Raw genomic sequence first — 14,274 nt, 5'->3', positions numbered from 1 at the left:
TATATATTTTCCTCATATGTTCTTCTATTATACACCTTATGCGTCATATTCGCCACGAATATCTTCTTTTGGTGGATCAATTGGCCATTTTCCTGTGAAACATCCCTGGCAGAACTGTCTGCCTCCGGTCAGTTCCGGCAGTCGTTCCAGCTTCAAGTATCCAAGCGAATCCGCACCGATGATCTGACGGATCTCCTCGATTGTACGATTGTATGCGATCAGCTGGTCGCTATCCGGCACATCCGTTCCGAAATAACATGGATACAAAAATGGTGGGGATGAAATCCGCACATGCACTTCCTTCGCACCGGCTTCCTTGAGCATGCTGACGATCCGGTCACTTGTCGTCCCACGCACGATGGAATCGTCAATCATGATAACACGTTTTCCCTCGACTGCATCCTTCAGGACATTCAGTTTCACGCGCACACTGGATTCCCGCTGGCTCTGCTTCGGCTTGATAAAGGTTCTTCCGACGTAGCCATTTTTTACAAATGCGGTTCCATATGGGATACCGGATTCGAGCGAATATCCAAGTGCAGCTGCATTTCCGGATTCCGGTACGCCAACAACTAAATCTGCCTCAACCGGACTGTCCTTTGCGAGACATCTTCCTGCGATGATACGGGACTGATACACGCTCATGCCGTCAATCACGCTGTCCGGTCTTGCGAAATAAATGTATTCAAATACGCATCTGCCATGTTCCTTCTGGCACATGTCCTTATGGCTCTCAATCCCCTTCTCCGGCGATATAACAACCATTTCACCGGGTTCTACATCCCGGATAAACTCTGCTCCGATCGTGTCAAGGGCACAGCTTTCGGATGCAAGTACATATGCATTGTCGCGTTTTCCGATGCAGAGCGGGCGGAACCCAAACGGATCACGGGCACCGATCAGTTTTCTCGGACTCATGACAATCAGGGAATAGGAACCGACCAGCTTCTTCATGGCATTTTGAACTGCTTCTTCTGCCGAAGATGTCTTTACACGTTCCCTGGCAATATGATATGCAATCACCTCGGAGTCGATCGTCGTCTGGAAGATTGCACCATCATGTGCGAGTTCTCTTCGAAGCTCCGGTGCATTGACGAGATTCCCGTTATGTGCCAGAGCGAGGGTACCCTTGATATAATTCAGTACAAGCGGCTGTGCATTCTCTCTGGTACTCGCACCGGCTGTCGAATATCGTACATGTCCAACACCGATATTGCCTTTGAGCTTATCTAAGTCTTCCTGCGTGAAGACTTCATTTACAAGTCCCATACCTTTGGAAGACAGCACTTTGCCCTTTGGGCCTTCGGTATCCGATACCGCAATACCACAGCTCTCCTGTCCCCGGTGCTGCAAAGCGAACAATCCATAGTAGATCGTTCTAGCCACATCGTGTCCGTCAAAATCATACATGCCGAAGACTCCGCATTCTTCGTGCAGGCCATCATCCTGATAGTGTTCCATTACATCACTCATATCGCACGTTCCTCTCATTATAATATCATGTCGCCTAGCGGCTCCATGTGTATTTCGCAATATGCCGGCTTGTGCAAGCACAGCCGTCGCATTGCTCATTATCTGCATATTGCTTCTTTTTTTGATATTTTTTTCAAACCTTGCTTATTATAACCTAGATAACTTAAAGTATCAAACAGTTTATGTGTTTTTTTCGAGTTTTCGTGAATTTATATAGCGTTTCACTTGTTTTTTTGATATAATAGTGCCAATCTAATAAAAATTCCAAGCTGGAGGGTTCGTATGCAGGAAAAAAGAAAGAACGTCAGACTTCCAATCAAACTCAAATTGGAAGTTTCTAATTTATTTAAGCAGGATGGTGTGAAAATCGAGAATCTTGATGCTGAAATCGAGGTCTTCGATATATCCAAAGCTGGTATCGGCTTTATGTCCCTGTCCAAGCTTCCGGTCAATTATTATTTCAATGCAACGATTGAATTCGAGAACCGGGAAGAAGTAATCTTATCCGTTGTGAAGATTCTGTATGTAACACCAATTGGCAACACCGGCTATCGTTATGGCTGTGAGTTCGTCGGTCTGCCATCTATGTACGATTACATATTTGAGGAGTATGCGCAGAACCTGTAAACATTTCAATTCTGTTATATAGAAAAAGAAAGAGCTGTACACAAGTTTTCGTGAACAGTTCTTTCTTTTTATTTTATTCTTATTCGCATTCTTCCATCGAAGTCTCCGAAACTTTTACCTGTTCTGGCGGCTGATACTCTTCAAATACCAGTTCTTCCCCTCTGTGAAACGCCTCTGTACTATCCTTCTTGAACAGAACAATCAACGTCTGGAACAACAGTTTGATATCCAGCCAGAAGCTGTACTCTTCAATATACGTCAGATCCAGAATCAGTTTGTCTTTCGGGGATGTGTTATACTTTCCGGCAATCTGTGCATGCCCGGTAATACCCGCCTTCACACGCAGGCGGTATTCAAACTCCGGCAGAATCGATGTATAGTTGAATACATTTGCCAACATTTCCGGTCTTGGTCCAACCACACTCATGTCACCTTTCAATACATTGAAAAACTGCGGGATCTCATCCAGCCGGTATTTCCGCAGAAACTTTCCGACACGCGTCACACGCTCATCATCCTCTACAACCGAATAATTCTCCACATTTTCACGCATCGTCCGAAACTTATACACCGAGAATATCTTTCCATCGCGCGTTGCACGATTCTGCTTGAAAATAATGCTTCCGCGATCATCAAGCTTAATCATAATCACAACCACCAGCATAATCGGTGATGTAAGAATCAACGCAATCACAGAAATCACAATATCCATCGCCCGTTTGATAAAACGCTGTTCCAAGGTAAGTCCCTTGGAATAATTACAGTATACTGACACATCATCTAAGATAAAATGCTTGGCACTCTTTTCGATTACATCATGCATATCCGGATTAAAATATACATTTTTCATATTCTGATAACAATACTCTAATATCTGCGTCCGGTCCTGCACAGGAACGTCATAGATAAAGATCGTATCATGTTCCAGAATATATTGCTTAAGGTTCACATCCCGGTAATCCGCAACACGTTTAACTTTATATTGCAGTTTATATTTCAGAACCCCCCTCACAATTTCATTTAAACTTTGTTGTGAAGACGTTATAATAATACAATCCTCCGGCTGGTAAATTCTGAAATATAAATGATTCCCACCATATACAAATATCATAATCATCACAAACTGAATCGCCAGTATTGGTATCAACAAATATGGCTGTTCAAATACGAAGCTATGATTATTCATCTGGTTTGTATTCATAATTGACAACACGATCACTGAAATCACATCAGTAAAAATCTGGTTCAAAAATAATGACAATACAATCGGCTTACTCTTCCGCTTGCCAATGTCGTAATGACCGTAAATCGTCGAAAACATATAATGCATCACAATATACGCCGCAATTGTAATACCGGATGTTCTCGACAGATTCCACAGCTGCCAGTTAGATTTCGCATAAATACCATATAAAGTAAAAAACAATATCAAATTCAAAATTGCCTTGAGAAAAAAAACAAGCGATGTCTCAAGTTTTCTGATGTTATTTTTCATAAACTCCTACTGTACTTCATATCCCTTTCTACGGATAACTTCGACTACCGCGTCTGCATGTTCCTTACAGATTGCATCTGTCTTGGCTTCAACCATCACACGGATCAGTGGCTCTGTACCACTCTGGCGAAGCAGGATTCGTCCATCATCACCAAGTGCTTCCTCAACCTTCTTCGCAGCTGCAAGCACATCTGAATCTTCCATAACGTCCTTCTTGCTTGTAACCTTGACATTTACCAGGAGCTGTGGGTAAATTGTTAGACCGCGTGTCAACTCAGACAGAGGCATCTTCTCCTCCACCATCGCTTCCATCAGCTTCAGAGAAGTCAGAACACCATCACCGGTTCTTGCATTTTTCGAGAAAATGATATGTCCGCTCTGCTCGCCGCCGAGGATATATCCATTTTCCATCATACACTCATAGACATATTTATCTCCAACTGCGGTCTTCTCATAGCCGATGCCCTCCGCATCCAGTGCCTTATATAAACCAAGGTTGGACATAACTGTTGTAACAACTTTGTTATTGTTCAGTCTGCCGCGGTCGCGCAGATACTTTCCACAGATATAGATAATAGCATCGCCATCGACCAGATTGCCCTTCTCATCGACAGCCAGACAACGATCTGCGTCGCCATCGTAAGCAAATCCGGCATCCAGATTATTCTCTACTACAAACTTCTGAAGTCCTTCAATATGGGTAGATCCACAATTCGTATTGATATTCGTACCGTCCGGTGTGTTGTTGATCACATAGGTCTTTGCTCCAAGCGCATCAAAAACTGCTTTCGCTACAGTCGAAGACGCACCATTTGCACAGTCTAATCCGACACGCAGATTCTTGAATGCACGTGTTGGAAGTGTCATCAGATAACCAATATAACGGTTTCTACCCATCGAATAATCGGTCGTCCGTCCGATTTTTTCTTTGGTTGCAAACGGAATCTCCGGTACCAGTCCATCAATATAATCTTCTATTTCCTTCTCAACAGCCGCATCCATCTTCGCACCATGGCTGTTGATGATCTTGATTCCGTTATCATAAAATGGATTGTGGCTTGCAGAAATCATAATTCCACAATCAAACTCATCCGCACGCACGATATAGGAAACACTTGGCGTTGGCGTGACATGCATCAGATACACATCTGCGCCACTCGCTGTCAGTCCTGCAACTAAAGAATATTCAAACATATAGCTCGAACGTCTCGTATCTTTTCCAATGACGATTCGCGCCCGTTCATCCCCCTGTTTCTCCTTACCAAAATAATATCCGAGATATCTTCCGACCTTATACGCATGCTCCACTGTCAGATCAACATTTGCCTCACCGCGGAATCCGTCTGTTCCGAAATATTTTCCCATCATTTTCCCCTTTCAATTTAGCTTCCTAAATTTTATCCTTTTGTTAATTATGCACGTGTGCATTATTCTTATTATATTCTATTTTAAAGAAAATGTAAAGAATTGGAACCTGATTGCAGATGCCTATACATCCTCGTCCGATTCCGTCTGCTTTTCCTGTGTTCGTTGCGCATTTTGTTCTATATCCTGTAATGCATACCGGCTATACAAATCCTCAAGGTCAATATCATCCTCGTCAGTGTATGCGGTTTCTTCGTCATCCCTCGGCTGATGTGCCATCTCCTCGATATTCATCTGTGGCAGCATAATATCCAACGCTTGCCTCTGGTTCTGGATTTCCACATGCTTCAGGCTTCCGCCGAATTCTCCATCAAGCGTCCATGCGATTTCCTGTTCGCCGTCTACAACGACGCGCGAAGCCTTGCACTCGAAGAACATTTCGTTATCCTCAACTTCGTTTTGCAAAAGTCCGCGGATAATCTGCTGCATCTCCGTCGGTGTCGATGGCATCTTGATAAACAGGCAGTCAAACTTCCCATCATCCAACACTACATGCTTGGCACCCCGCAGCTTGAACCCACCGACCGAAAGGGTATTTGTCACCATGCCGTACAGATATTTTCCAGTGATCGTCTTCTCATCGAACTGTGCGGTCAGATTGAAGCCCTTGTAATTCCCGATGTTTTTAATTCCTTCAATGATATATGCCGAATGTCCGATTGCCTTCTTCAATGACTGGTTCGTGCTGTAGGACACGTCAGTAAAGATACCGAATGCCGCAATATAGATGAACGACTTCTCTGCAAACTGTCCGACGTCTATCTTGGTACATTTTCCATCCACGATCTGATTTGCTGCTTCAATTGGTTTTCTTGAGATACGAAGGCTTCGTGCAAAATCATTCGTGGTTCCAACCGGAATATAGCCAAGCGGCACTTTTTTCAGCCCCATCTTGGAATACCCGCATACGGTGTTGTCAAGTGTACCATCACCACCCGCGCACACAATCAGGTCATAATCTGCGCCATCTACACGTACCTTTCGCTCTGCATCTTCCGGTCCCTGCGTCGGATATGTCACAACCTCGTATCCAGCCTGTGAAAATACCATGATAATCTCAAACAAATCATTTCTGATTGCCGTTCGTCCGGCTTTCGGATTGATAATAAATAATAAGCGTTTCATGGCTTCCCTCCATTATCTTTTTCGTATAGCACCACGCGTCAGCGTAATTGACATGCGCACGCATCCGCGTGCTTTATTTATCTTCTTGCAAGATAGGCATCCAAACCCTTTTTCCGAAGCTTACATGCCGGGCAGTTGCCACAACCATCGCCCTTGATTCCATTATAACATGTTAATGTCATATTGCGAACCAAATCAAATCCGCCAAGTTTATCAGCGAGCTCCCATGTCTCTTCTTTGTCAATCCACATCAGAGGTGTGATAATGTCAAACTCATAATCCATTGCCAGATTGAGCGATACATTTAAGGACTTGATAAACTCATCTCTGCAATCCGGGTATCCAGAGAAATCGCTCTGAGATACGCCAGTCAGGATATCGGTCACACCCTTCTGCTTTGCAAATACAGCCGCAAATGTCAGGAACAACATATTTCTTCCATCGACAAATGTATTCGGTGTGCCCTCTTCCGGTGCGTCACTGTCCACCTGCATATCATCCCTGGTCAGGGAATTCGGTGCAAGCTGATTTAACAGCGTCATATCCATGATCGTCTGCTCCACATCCAGCTTCTCACAGATTTCCTTTGCTGCATCCAGCTCTGCCACATGTCTCTGGTGATAATCAAACGATACGGCATACACCTTCTTATAATGCTTTTTCGCATACAACAGACAGGTCGTGCTGTCCTGTCCTCCACTAAATACAACAACAGCTGCTTCTTTGTTCTTCTTGTGCTGCATAATAATCACTCCTTCTTATCCTCTGTTTACATCTTCTATTGTTAACTTCTATTTCAGTAACATCATCAGCTTGTTCTGCAATGTCTCATTTTTCTCAAACTCACCGGTAAATGTTGTTGTAAATGTCTTCGCACTTGCATTCCGGATTCCTCTGGCTGTCATGCAGCTATGGCTTCCCTCGATCACAACTGCCACATCCTCACTTCCGGTCACCTTACTCATAATATATGCGATATCCGTGCCGATTCTTTCCTGCAGCTGTAAGCGTTTTGCGACCATATCTGCAATCCGTGCGATCTTGCTTAAACCAAGCACCTTTCCCTTCGGAATATAAGCAACTGACACATGCATGTCATACATGAGTGCCATATGATGCTCACAGTAGCTGAACACCTCAATATCCTTGACCAATACCATGTCACTCGTGTCCTTGCCCGGACGTTCAAACGATTTATTGAACATATCTGCAATCTCATCGTTCGTATAGTTCATTCCCTCAAACACTTCTTCATACATACGGGCAACCCGGTCTGGTGTCTCTTTCAGCCCCTCCCTGTCCGGATCATCGCCAAGGGCAACTAAAATCCCGCGGATATGTTCTTTGATTGCTTCTTTATCGATTGCCATCTTATACTCCTTTTTTTTCCGGATCCCAGATGTATTTGTGCATCTGAAGCTGTAACCGGACATCCTTCATGTTTTCCTGTATCATATAATCTACGATCTGCGCCGGGGTGATCGCCGAAAATGCAGAGCTTAAATATATGGTTGCCTTCGTACACAGATCATATGTCACAATAATCTTCTTTGCAGTTTCCAGATCTTTTGTCGAGGAAACGACAAACTTCACTACATCCTGCTTTTTCAGCCACACATAGTTTTCCGTGCGCATAAACCGTTCCATCCCACTGTCCGGAAGCTTGTAGTCGAGTGTCATACAGACATTCTCCGGACGTGCATCATACCCGGAGATGTCCACACTTCCGTTTGTTTCGATTTCCACACGCAAATCCGTATCCTCTGCCAAAAAAGTGATCAATGCCTCGATTTCCGGCTGAATCAATGGTTCACCTCCTGTCAGTGTCACATTTTTTACGCCACATGATTTAATATACGCATAGATTTCTTCCTCGCTCATACTCTCATATGGCACCTGTGGTTCATTCGCCCATTTTGTATCACAGTATCCACAGGCAAGATTGCATCCGGCAAACCGTATAAAACATGCAAGTTCTCCGGCATGTGCTGCTTCGCCATTGATACTGACAAACTTTTCTACTACTTTATAATCTCCCATATTACTCCATATATGCGGCACAGTTATTCGGTGTCTCATACACCGTTGCCTTTAAGACATGATAGCCCTTTCCTTTCATCTCATCATAAAAGAACTTTGCGAAGTTCTCCGCAGTCGGACGGAACATCACTTCCACAACCTTGAAATGTTCTTCTTCCAAAACATCCAGCGTCTTGCGCTTCAGGCTTCCAATCTCTACGATCAGGCAGTGGTCCAGTGCATCTGCAATATTCTTCAGATCCGTTTTTAATTTAGAAAAATCCACTATCATGCCACGGTGTTTTCCACCAATCTCCAGACTGTTACTTCCTACCTCAATTTCAACTGTCCAATGATGCCCATGAATGTTTGAGCACTTTCCTTCATACCCTGCAAGAAAATGTGCACTGTCAAAGCTTGCATTTGTCTTTAATGTATACATGTTAAAACTCCTTTCATACAGAGCCAAGATGTGCTCTGCGCATCTTGCTCTGATTCGTGGTCGTCAAATGCATCGCATAAATGCGTGCATTTTCCTCGTCACCATAACAAAAAATGCGGGCGCACAAAGCACCCGCAACATAAATTCATCATTTATGGCTTGCCCTAGTTTTGTTTAACGGCAGGATGGTGCGAATGAACTGCCGCGCGTGTCATACACGCGTCTATGTGATTAGATATGTAAAAAATTCTTTACCTCTGCAAGCATGTCTTCCTTGTCGCAGACGATGTTATGACGAACCTCTGCCTGACGGATATCTTCGATTGCCTGTGGTACCTTCACACCGGAAAGCTTATTAAGCTCATCTACGAGTTCAAAATCAGACTGCTTGTCATATGCACTATCGATGGCGTCCATAACGCTTCTCGTGAACTTGTATGGACTTGCTGTACTTGCAATCACGGTTGGAGTTGTGTCGCCAGTCTCCTTCACATACTTGTCATATACAGATGCCGCTACGGCTGTATGGGTATCCATAATATACTGATCGGACTCATATACACGCTTAATCGTAGCTGCTGTCTCTGCCTCAGATGCATAATTTCCGTAGAACTCTGCCAGCTGCTCCTTCATATCGTCTGTAATCGTATAAGCACCCTCTCCGTTTAACGCCTGCATCAGTGTCTTATTCTTCTCTGCATCATTGCCTGCGATACGGTAGATCAGGCGCTCCAGGTTGCTGGAGATCAGAATATCCATAGAAGGAGAAGTTGTCAGGATAAATTCTCTCTTTCTGTCATAGGTTCCTGTGCGGAAGAAATCATACAAAACCTTATTCTCATTGGATGCACAGATAAACTTATTGATTGGAAGCCCCATCTGTTTTGCATAGTAGGCTGCTAAGATATTTCCAAAATTTCCGGTCGGAACAACGACATTAATCTTGTCACCAGCCTTAATCTCGCCATTTGCAACGAGTCTTGTATATGCATATACATAATATACCATCTGTGGCACAAGCCGTCCGATATTGATGGAGTTTGCAGAAGAAAACTGATATCCCTTAGATGCCAGATACTCGTTCAGTTCCTTGTCAGAGAACATCTTCTTCACACCTGTCTGCGCATCATCGAAATTACCTGTGATACCGATAACACATGTATTGTCACCCTTCTGGGTTACCATCTGCTTCTCCTGAATCGGGCTTACACCATGCTTTGGATAAAATACAATGATCTTCGTGCCCGGTACATCTGCAAAACCGGCAAGTGCAGCCTTACCCGTATCACCGGAAGTTGCAGTCAGAATCACGATCTCATTCTTCACGTTATTCTTCTTGGCTGAAGTTGTCAGCAGATACGGAAGAATGGAAAGTGCCATATCCTTAAACGCAATCGTTGCGCCATGGAACAGTTCCAGATAATACGCACCAGCTTTATGTACAAGTGGTGCAATCTCCTTTGTATCAAACTTGGAATCATATGCACTGTTAATACAGTGGCGAAGCTCTTCCTCAGTAAAATCTGTCAGCATCAGCTTCATAACCTGATATGCAACCTCGCGGTAATCCATCTTGGAAAGCTCCTCTAAGCTCTTATCAAATGCCGGAATCTGATCCGGTACAAACAAGCCACCTTCGTTTGCAAGTCCTTTCAAAATCGCCATAGAAGCGGTTGCTTCTTCCTGTGCATTTCTTGTACTTCTGTAAACCAGTTCCATCTTCTTCTCCTTTTTATTCAACTACCAAATAGGCAGAGGTTATTCTTCTACCAAAATTCAATGCTTCCTGATGTGTATTAAAATAAATATCAAAATGATTGCCTGTAATTGCGCCGCCTCGATCCTGAACCACATAAACCTGTCCATCAATCATGATTTTCGTTCCAAATGCGAAATTAGACGGTGCTGCAATCGTCAGCCCGGCAGTCGGTCTCGCGCCACTCGCTGTAACCGGATTCTCCATATTACTATACTTACCACAACAGATCGGGCATGGACAATATGCTGTCAACAAATACTCTCCCAAATACTGATATGATCCATTTGCATCGGCCGCAACATACACAGGTGTCGTTGCTGCAGACGGTGTTGTGCTTGTTGTGCTGTCCGAAGTATTCGCAGCTGCAACAACAACTGCATCCGGATCATATTCGCCGATATTTTCTTCCACACTATGCACGGCCGTCAAAGCTTCCAACGCAGCCTGATCCCGCTTGTCTTCTCTTCTTGCTGTCAGGATCTCATCTATCTGCTGCTCCGCACGTTCGAGCTGTGCCAGCTGATCCGTCTCATAATTCACATCTACCATATCTCCATAAGAGATTGCTGTGCATGCAAACAAATCGCCGGAAAAAGCCTCTTTATCCTTTGTCAGATCTGCAACCGTCATCATAACACCTGTTGCAACATCACGGTTGGCAAGCCGGTCTGCCAGGGAAACTCCACTGACAACCACCAGTGCAAGTGCCACAATTCCGGCACCCACATACTTTCCATACTGCTGTACAAAACTTTTCAGCTTATCCAACGCAGGATTTTTTTTCGGTTTTTCCATATTTAATTCTATCGTTGCTATTTTTTCTGTATCCATATTGTTCCTATTCACCTCATAAATATCCACATATATGGTCTGAAAATTTGTGATAAAATTGTTACAAAAAAGTTACATTTACACTCTCATGATTATAATTCAAGAATACAATCCGGTCAAGTAATTTCGCGACTTTTTCACGACTTTTTTCGATTGTCAGACTGGACTTTTATCCATATTGTGATTATACTGATTGCAGATTTATTATCACACTGTCGTTAACACTTATTGTTTGAGAAAGGACGGGGCTACATCACATTATGGCTAATTTACCAGGTATTTATACTGCATTCAAAAAAAATGGCAGCCTCTATTACCGTGCTTCCATCACTTTTCATACTAAGCATATCAGCCTTGGCAGCTTTGACACAGAGGAACTCGCTTCCTGCACCTACAAAGAAGCCCGTCTGATCCTGGATCACCCAGAAATCACTCTGTCTGAATACAGCCTGTTTTCCTGCCTTTCCCACAACAAATTCGTGTCTCTCATTAATTTCCGTGATAATGGGATTTATTTCAAAACGCCGATTTATCTGCGCAAAAAATATTTTGAATACTATCTGTCAGCCACGGAAACCCTGAAATTCGACCGCGATGATTTATTCTTCTATGCTTCTAAAAAAATCCAGAAAAAAGGTGGCTATCTCTTTGTCACCGACTACGGCAGCCAATACAGCATCCTGTCCCGTTACGGCATCCGGCCATTTTCCGTCTATGGCAGGGATTATCGTATGGTAAACGGAGATGTACTTGATTTCCGCTATTCTAACATCGAGATCATCAATCGGTATGCCGGTGTACAGAAGAAAGAATCTGCCTCCGGTCAGACACAATATCAGACAAAGATCCATGTAAACGGAGATATCATCGTCGGCACATATCCGGATGAGATATCTGCTGCCATCGCATACAACAAAGCAGCGGACAAACTCGCGTCCTGTGGTATCTGTAAGGCTTACGCCAGAAATTACATTGTTTCCATGACAAGTGAGCAATATCACGCTGCTTATACTTCAATTCCGGTTTCTAAGAAACTTACAATGCCTGCACCATAGCTGCAAGCGCATCGTATGTTTCCACCATATTGATCTTTGCGCGCAGCTTCGCCGAATCTGGCATTCCCTGCGTGTACCATGCCACATGCTTCCGCATCTCGTGAATTCCGGTAAATTCTCCTTTGTATTCCACCATCAGAGACGCATGGCGCAGCATCATCGCCTTTCGTTCTTCCACACTCGGCTTTGCCATATGCTCTCCCGTAGCAAGGAAATGGGAAATATCCTGAAAAATCCACGGATTTCCCTTCGCTGCTCTTCCAATCATCACACTGTCACAGCCTGTCTGTTCACGCATCGCAAGCACATCCTCCGCACAGGTAATATCTCCATTTCCGATTACCGGTACAGAAACAGCCTCCTTTACCTGACGGATCACATCCCAGTCTGCCTGTCCATGATAGTACTGTTCTCTCGTCCTGCCATGCACCGCAATCGCAGCTACTCCTGCCTGTTCGGCAATCTTTGCCACCTCCGGCGCATTGATATGGTCCGCATCAAAACCTGCCCGGATTTTGATTGTGACCGGAAGCAAAACCGCATGCACCAATGCATCGACGATATCTCCGATCAGTTCCGGCTGTTTCATCAGTGCGGATCCTTCACCGTTATTGACGATCTTCGGCACCGGGCATCCCATATTGACATCGATAAAAGAAAATCCCTTATCTTCCAATCGCTTTGCCTGAGAAGCCATAAGTTCCGGTTCACTGCCAAAAATCTGTACGCCGATTGGCTCCTCCTCCGGCTTCGTCATAAGCAGTGGTCCTGTATTTTTATTGTTATAATACATGCCCTTGGCACTCACCATCTCCGTGTATACGATATCACAGCCCATCTCTTTGCATAAGAGACGAAATGGCAGGTCACAGATACCTGCCATTGGTGCCAATGCAATTTTACCGGTAAAATCCATTGTTTCGTCCTTTATTGTTTCTCATAGATCAACTGCAAACCTTTGAGTGTCAGGTCCGCGTCATAATAATCAATACAATCCGTATTCTCAGAAATCAGCTTGCCTAATCCTCCGGTTGCCACAACCTTGATGTTATCCAACCCGGACTCCTGCTTGATTCTGCGGATAATATATTCTGTCTGTCCAACATAGCCATAGAACACACCTGCCTGCATACTGCTGACCGTATCCTTTGCCAGAATCGTATCCGGTCTCTTGATCTCAATCTCCGGAAGCTTGGCTGTTCCGGACCAGAGTGCAGCCGCTGCCAGTCTGATTCCCGGTGAAGTCGCACCTGAATGGAATACACCGCCTTCCAATACCAGATCATGCGTTGTCGCAGTTCCAAAATCAACGACAATCACCGGGCCGCCATACAACTCATACGCTGCCACGGCATCGACCAGACGATCGGCACCCAGTGTCTTTGGTTCGGGAATCGCAATGTTGATTCCTGTCTTGATTCCCGGCGCTACGATAATTGGCTGAATATTCAGGTACTTAATGATACCGCTCGTCAGGGAATGCATAACCTTTGGAACAACCGACGCAATAATAACCGCATCAATCTCTGAAGTCTGTATACCCCGTACCTTCAGCCAATCCACAAAATATACACCATACTCATCGGATGTACGTGCCGTACCGGTTGTGATCCGGAATGTCTTGATCAGATTCTTACCATCAAACAGTCCTACTGTAATATTTGTGTTTCCTACATCTACTGCAAATAACATATGTGCTCCCTTAACTAAGGAAAAATGTCTGAAAATACAGCTCCAGCTGCTCAAACAATTCCTTTTTTTCCTTTCTGATCTGCTTGATCTTTAAACCACAGCCGATCTCATCATACAGAATATCCTCCTCTGCCGCATCTGTTACGATATTTAAATTCCCCATACTGTCAAACACAAGCATAATGATTCCACCGACATCCTCCGTGAACAACGTACATAAGATACGGAGTTCTTTTTTTACTTCGGCGGGCAGATTATCAAAATCTTCGTTCAAATAATATTTCTGCGTATACTTAGAGGCACTGCACAAAATAATTTCATCCTGATACAT

Annotated in this window: 15 protein-coding genes; 2 read left to right on the top strand and 13 right to left on the bottom strand. The window is 44.1% G+C overall.

Annotated features, from left to right (window positions below; all coding sequences use genetic code 11):
* Window positions 1–36 precede the first annotated feature (36 nt).
* Window positions 37–1,473, bottom strand: a complete 1,437-nt coding sequence (gene purF, locus ACZQK9_RS00130) for an amidophosphoribosyltransferase (protein WP_177987167.1) — start codon at window positions 1,471–1,473, stop codon at window positions 37–39.
* A 282-nt stretch (window positions 1,474–1,755) separates the two neighbouring features.
* On the opposite strand from purF, the gene ACZQK9_RS00125 reads away from it, so the two are divergent.
* Window positions 1,756–2,100, top strand: coding sequence for a PilZ domain-containing protein (locus ACZQK9_RS00125; RefSeq protein ID WP_178016412.1), 345 nt, complete (start codon window positions 1,756–1,758; stop codon window positions 2,098–2,100).
* A 79-nt stretch (window positions 2,101–2,179) separates the two neighbouring features.
* On the opposite strand, the gene ACZQK9_RS00120 is transcribed toward ACZQK9_RS00125, so the two are convergent.
* From ACZQK9_RS00120 to ACZQK9_RS00080, 9 genes are all read right to left on the bottom strand, one after another.
* Window positions 2,180–3,595 (bottom strand): exopolysaccharide biosynthesis polyprenyl glycosylphosphotransferase, encoded by a 1,416-nt coding sequence (locus ACZQK9_RS00120; RefSeq protein ID WP_178016411.1) that lies wholly within the window; start codon window positions 3,593–3,595, stop codon window positions 2,180–2,182.
* A 6-nt stretch (window positions 3,596–3,601) separates the two neighbouring features.
* The gene (glmM, locus tag ACZQK9_RS00115; protein ID WP_483269267.1) at window positions 3,602–4,960 is read right to left on the bottom strand and encodes a phosphoglucosamine mutase; all 1,359 of its coding nucleotides are present in this window, start codon (window positions 4,958–4,960) and stop codon (window positions 3,602–3,604) included.
* Window positions 4,961–5,083: 123 nt separating this feature from the next.
* Window positions 5,084–6,145, bottom strand: a complete 1,062-nt coding sequence (locus ACZQK9_RS00110) for a diacylglycerol/lipid kinase family protein (protein ID WP_216507067.1) — start codon at window positions 6,143–6,145, stop codon at window positions 5,084–5,086.
* A 77-nt stretch (window positions 6,146–6,222) separates the two neighbouring features.
* A complete protein-coding gene (queC, locus tag ACZQK9_RS00105; protein WP_178016408.1) occupies window positions 6,223–6,888 on the bottom strand; it encodes a 7-cyano-7-deazaguanine synthase QueC in 666 nt (221 codons plus the stop codon).
* Between the two features lie 48 nt (window positions 6,889–6,936).
* The gene (gene folE / locus ACZQK9_RS00100; RefSeq protein ID WP_178016407.1) at window positions 6,937–7,515 is read right to left on the bottom strand and encodes a GTP cyclohydrolase I FolE; all 579 of its coding nucleotides are present in this window, start codon (window positions 7,513–7,515) and stop codon (window positions 6,937–6,939) included.
* Window position 7,516: 1 nt separating this feature from the next.
* Window positions 7,517–8,185: a putative 7-carboxy-7-deazaguanine synthase QueE gene (gene queE, locus ACZQK9_RS00095; RefSeq protein WP_483269266.1), complete on the bottom strand. Its 669-nt coding sequence runs from the start codon at window positions 8,183–8,185 to the stop codon at window positions 7,517–7,519.
* 1 nt (window position 8,186) lies between these two features.
* Entirely contained in the window at window positions 8,187–8,606 is a 420-nt protein-coding gene (gene queD, locus ACZQK9_RS00090; protein WP_178016405.1) for a 6-carboxytetrahydropterin synthase QueD, read from the bottom strand.
* A 231-nt stretch (window positions 8,607–8,837) separates the two neighbouring features.
* Complete coding sequence (gene thrC, locus ACZQK9_RS00085) at window positions 8,838–10,325, bottom strand: threonine synthase (RefSeq protein WP_216507069.1); 1,488 nt, start codon at window positions 10,323–10,325, stop codon at window positions 8,838–8,840.
* 13 nt (window positions 10,326–10,338) lie between these two features.
* Window positions 10,339–11,196, bottom strand: coding sequence for a 3D domain-containing protein (locus ACZQK9_RS00080; protein WP_483269265.1), 858 nt, complete (start codon window positions 11,194–11,196; stop codon window positions 10,339–10,341).
* Window positions 11,197–11,456: 260 nt separating this feature from the next.
* On the opposite strand from ACZQK9_RS00080, the gene ACZQK9_RS00075 reads away from it, so the two are divergent.
* Window positions 11,457–12,251: a hypothetical protein gene (locus ACZQK9_RS00075; RefSeq protein ID WP_178016403.1), complete on the top strand. Its 795-nt coding sequence runs from the start codon at window positions 11,457–11,459 to the stop codon at window positions 12,249–12,251.
* Here the strand turns inward: ACZQK9_RS00075 and dusB are convergent.
* Genes dusB through ACZQK9_RS00060 form a run of 3 tightly spaced genes read right to left on the bottom strand, consistent with a single transcriptional unit; the run spans window position 12,232 to window position 14,274 of the window.
* Window positions 12,232–13,167, bottom strand: a complete 936-nt coding sequence (gene dusB, locus ACZQK9_RS00070) for a tRNA dihydrouridine synthase DusB (protein ID WP_216507072.1) — start codon at window positions 13,165–13,167, stop codon at window positions 12,232–12,234. The two genes, ACZQK9_RS00075 and dusB, sit on opposite strands and share 20 nt — an antisense overlap.
* 11 nt (window positions 13,168–13,178) lie before the next feature.
* Window positions 13,179–13,943 (bottom strand): type III pantothenate kinase, encoded by a 765-nt coding sequence (locus tag ACZQK9_RS00065; RefSeq protein ID WP_216507073.1) that lies wholly within the window; start codon window positions 13,941–13,943, stop codon window positions 13,179–13,181.
* Between the two features lie 10 nt (window positions 13,944–13,953).
* Window positions 13,954–14,274, bottom strand: coding sequence for a DUF6145 family protein (locus ACZQK9_RS00060; RefSeq protein WP_178016400.1), 321 nt, complete (start codon window positions 14,272–14,274; stop codon window positions 13,954–13,956).

The sequence above is a fragment of the Wujia sp. genome (assembly GCF_056872695.1).
The sequence above is the reverse complement of the archived record's forward strand: the minus strand, read 5'-3'. Positions and strand labels throughout refer to the sequence as shown.

Bases quoted from the DNA above. Each gene is read 5' to 3' on its own strand.
- purF (WP_177987167.1), bottom strand. From the start codon at position 1,473: ATGAGTGATGTAATGGAACACTATCAGGATGATGGCCTGCACGAAGAA.
- ACZQK9_RS00125 (WP_178016412.1), top strand. From the start codon at position 1,756: ATGCAGGAAAAAAGAAAGAACGTCAGACTTCCAATCAAACTCAAATTG.
- ACZQK9_RS00120 (WP_178016411.1), bottom strand. From the start codon at position 3,595: ATGAAAAATAACATCAGAAAACTTGAGACATCGCTTGTTTTTTTTCTC.
- glmM (WP_483269267.1), bottom strand. From the start codon at position 4,960: ATGGGAAAATATTTCGGAACAGACGGATTCCGCGGTGAGGCAAATGTT.
- ACZQK9_RS00110 (WP_216507067.1), bottom strand. From the start codon at position 6,145: ATGAAACGCTTATTATTTATTATCAATCCGAAAGCCGGACGAACGGCA.
- queC (WP_178016408.1), bottom strand. From the start codon at position 6,888: ATGCAGCACAAGAAGAACAAAGAAGCAGCTGTTGTTGTATTTAGTGGA.
- folE (WP_178016407.1), bottom strand. From the start codon at position 7,515: ATGGCAATCGATAAAGAAGCAATCAAAGAACATATCCGCGGGATTTTA.
- queE (WP_483269266.1), bottom strand. From the start codon at position 8,185: ATGGGAGATTATAAAGTAGTAGAAAAGTTTGTCAGTATCAATGGCGAA.
- queD (WP_178016405.1), bottom strand. From the start codon at position 8,606: ATGTATACATTAAAGACAAATGCAAGCTTTGACAGTGCACATTTTCTT.
- thrC (WP_216507069.1), bottom strand. From the start codon at position 10,325: ATGGAACTGGTTTACAGAAGTACAAGAAATGCACAGGAAGAAGCAACC.
- ACZQK9_RS00080 (WP_483269265.1), bottom strand. From the start codon at position 11,196: ATGGATACAGAAAAAATAGCAACGATAGAATTAAATATGGAAAAACCG.
- ACZQK9_RS00075 (WP_178016403.1), top strand. From the start codon at position 11,457: ATGGCTAATTTACCAGGTATTTATACTGCATTCAAAAAAAATGGCAGC.
- dusB (WP_216507072.1), bottom strand. From the start codon at position 13,167: ATGGATTTTACCGGTAAAATTGCATTGGCACCAATGGCAGGTATCTGT.
- ACZQK9_RS00065 (WP_216507073.1), bottom strand. From the start codon at position 13,943: ATGTTATTTGCAGTAGATGTAGGAAACACAAATATTACAGTAGGACTG.
- ACZQK9_RS00060 (WP_178016400.1), bottom strand. From the start codon at position 14,274: ATGTATCAGGATGAAATTATTTTGTGCAGTGCCTCTAAGTATACGCAG.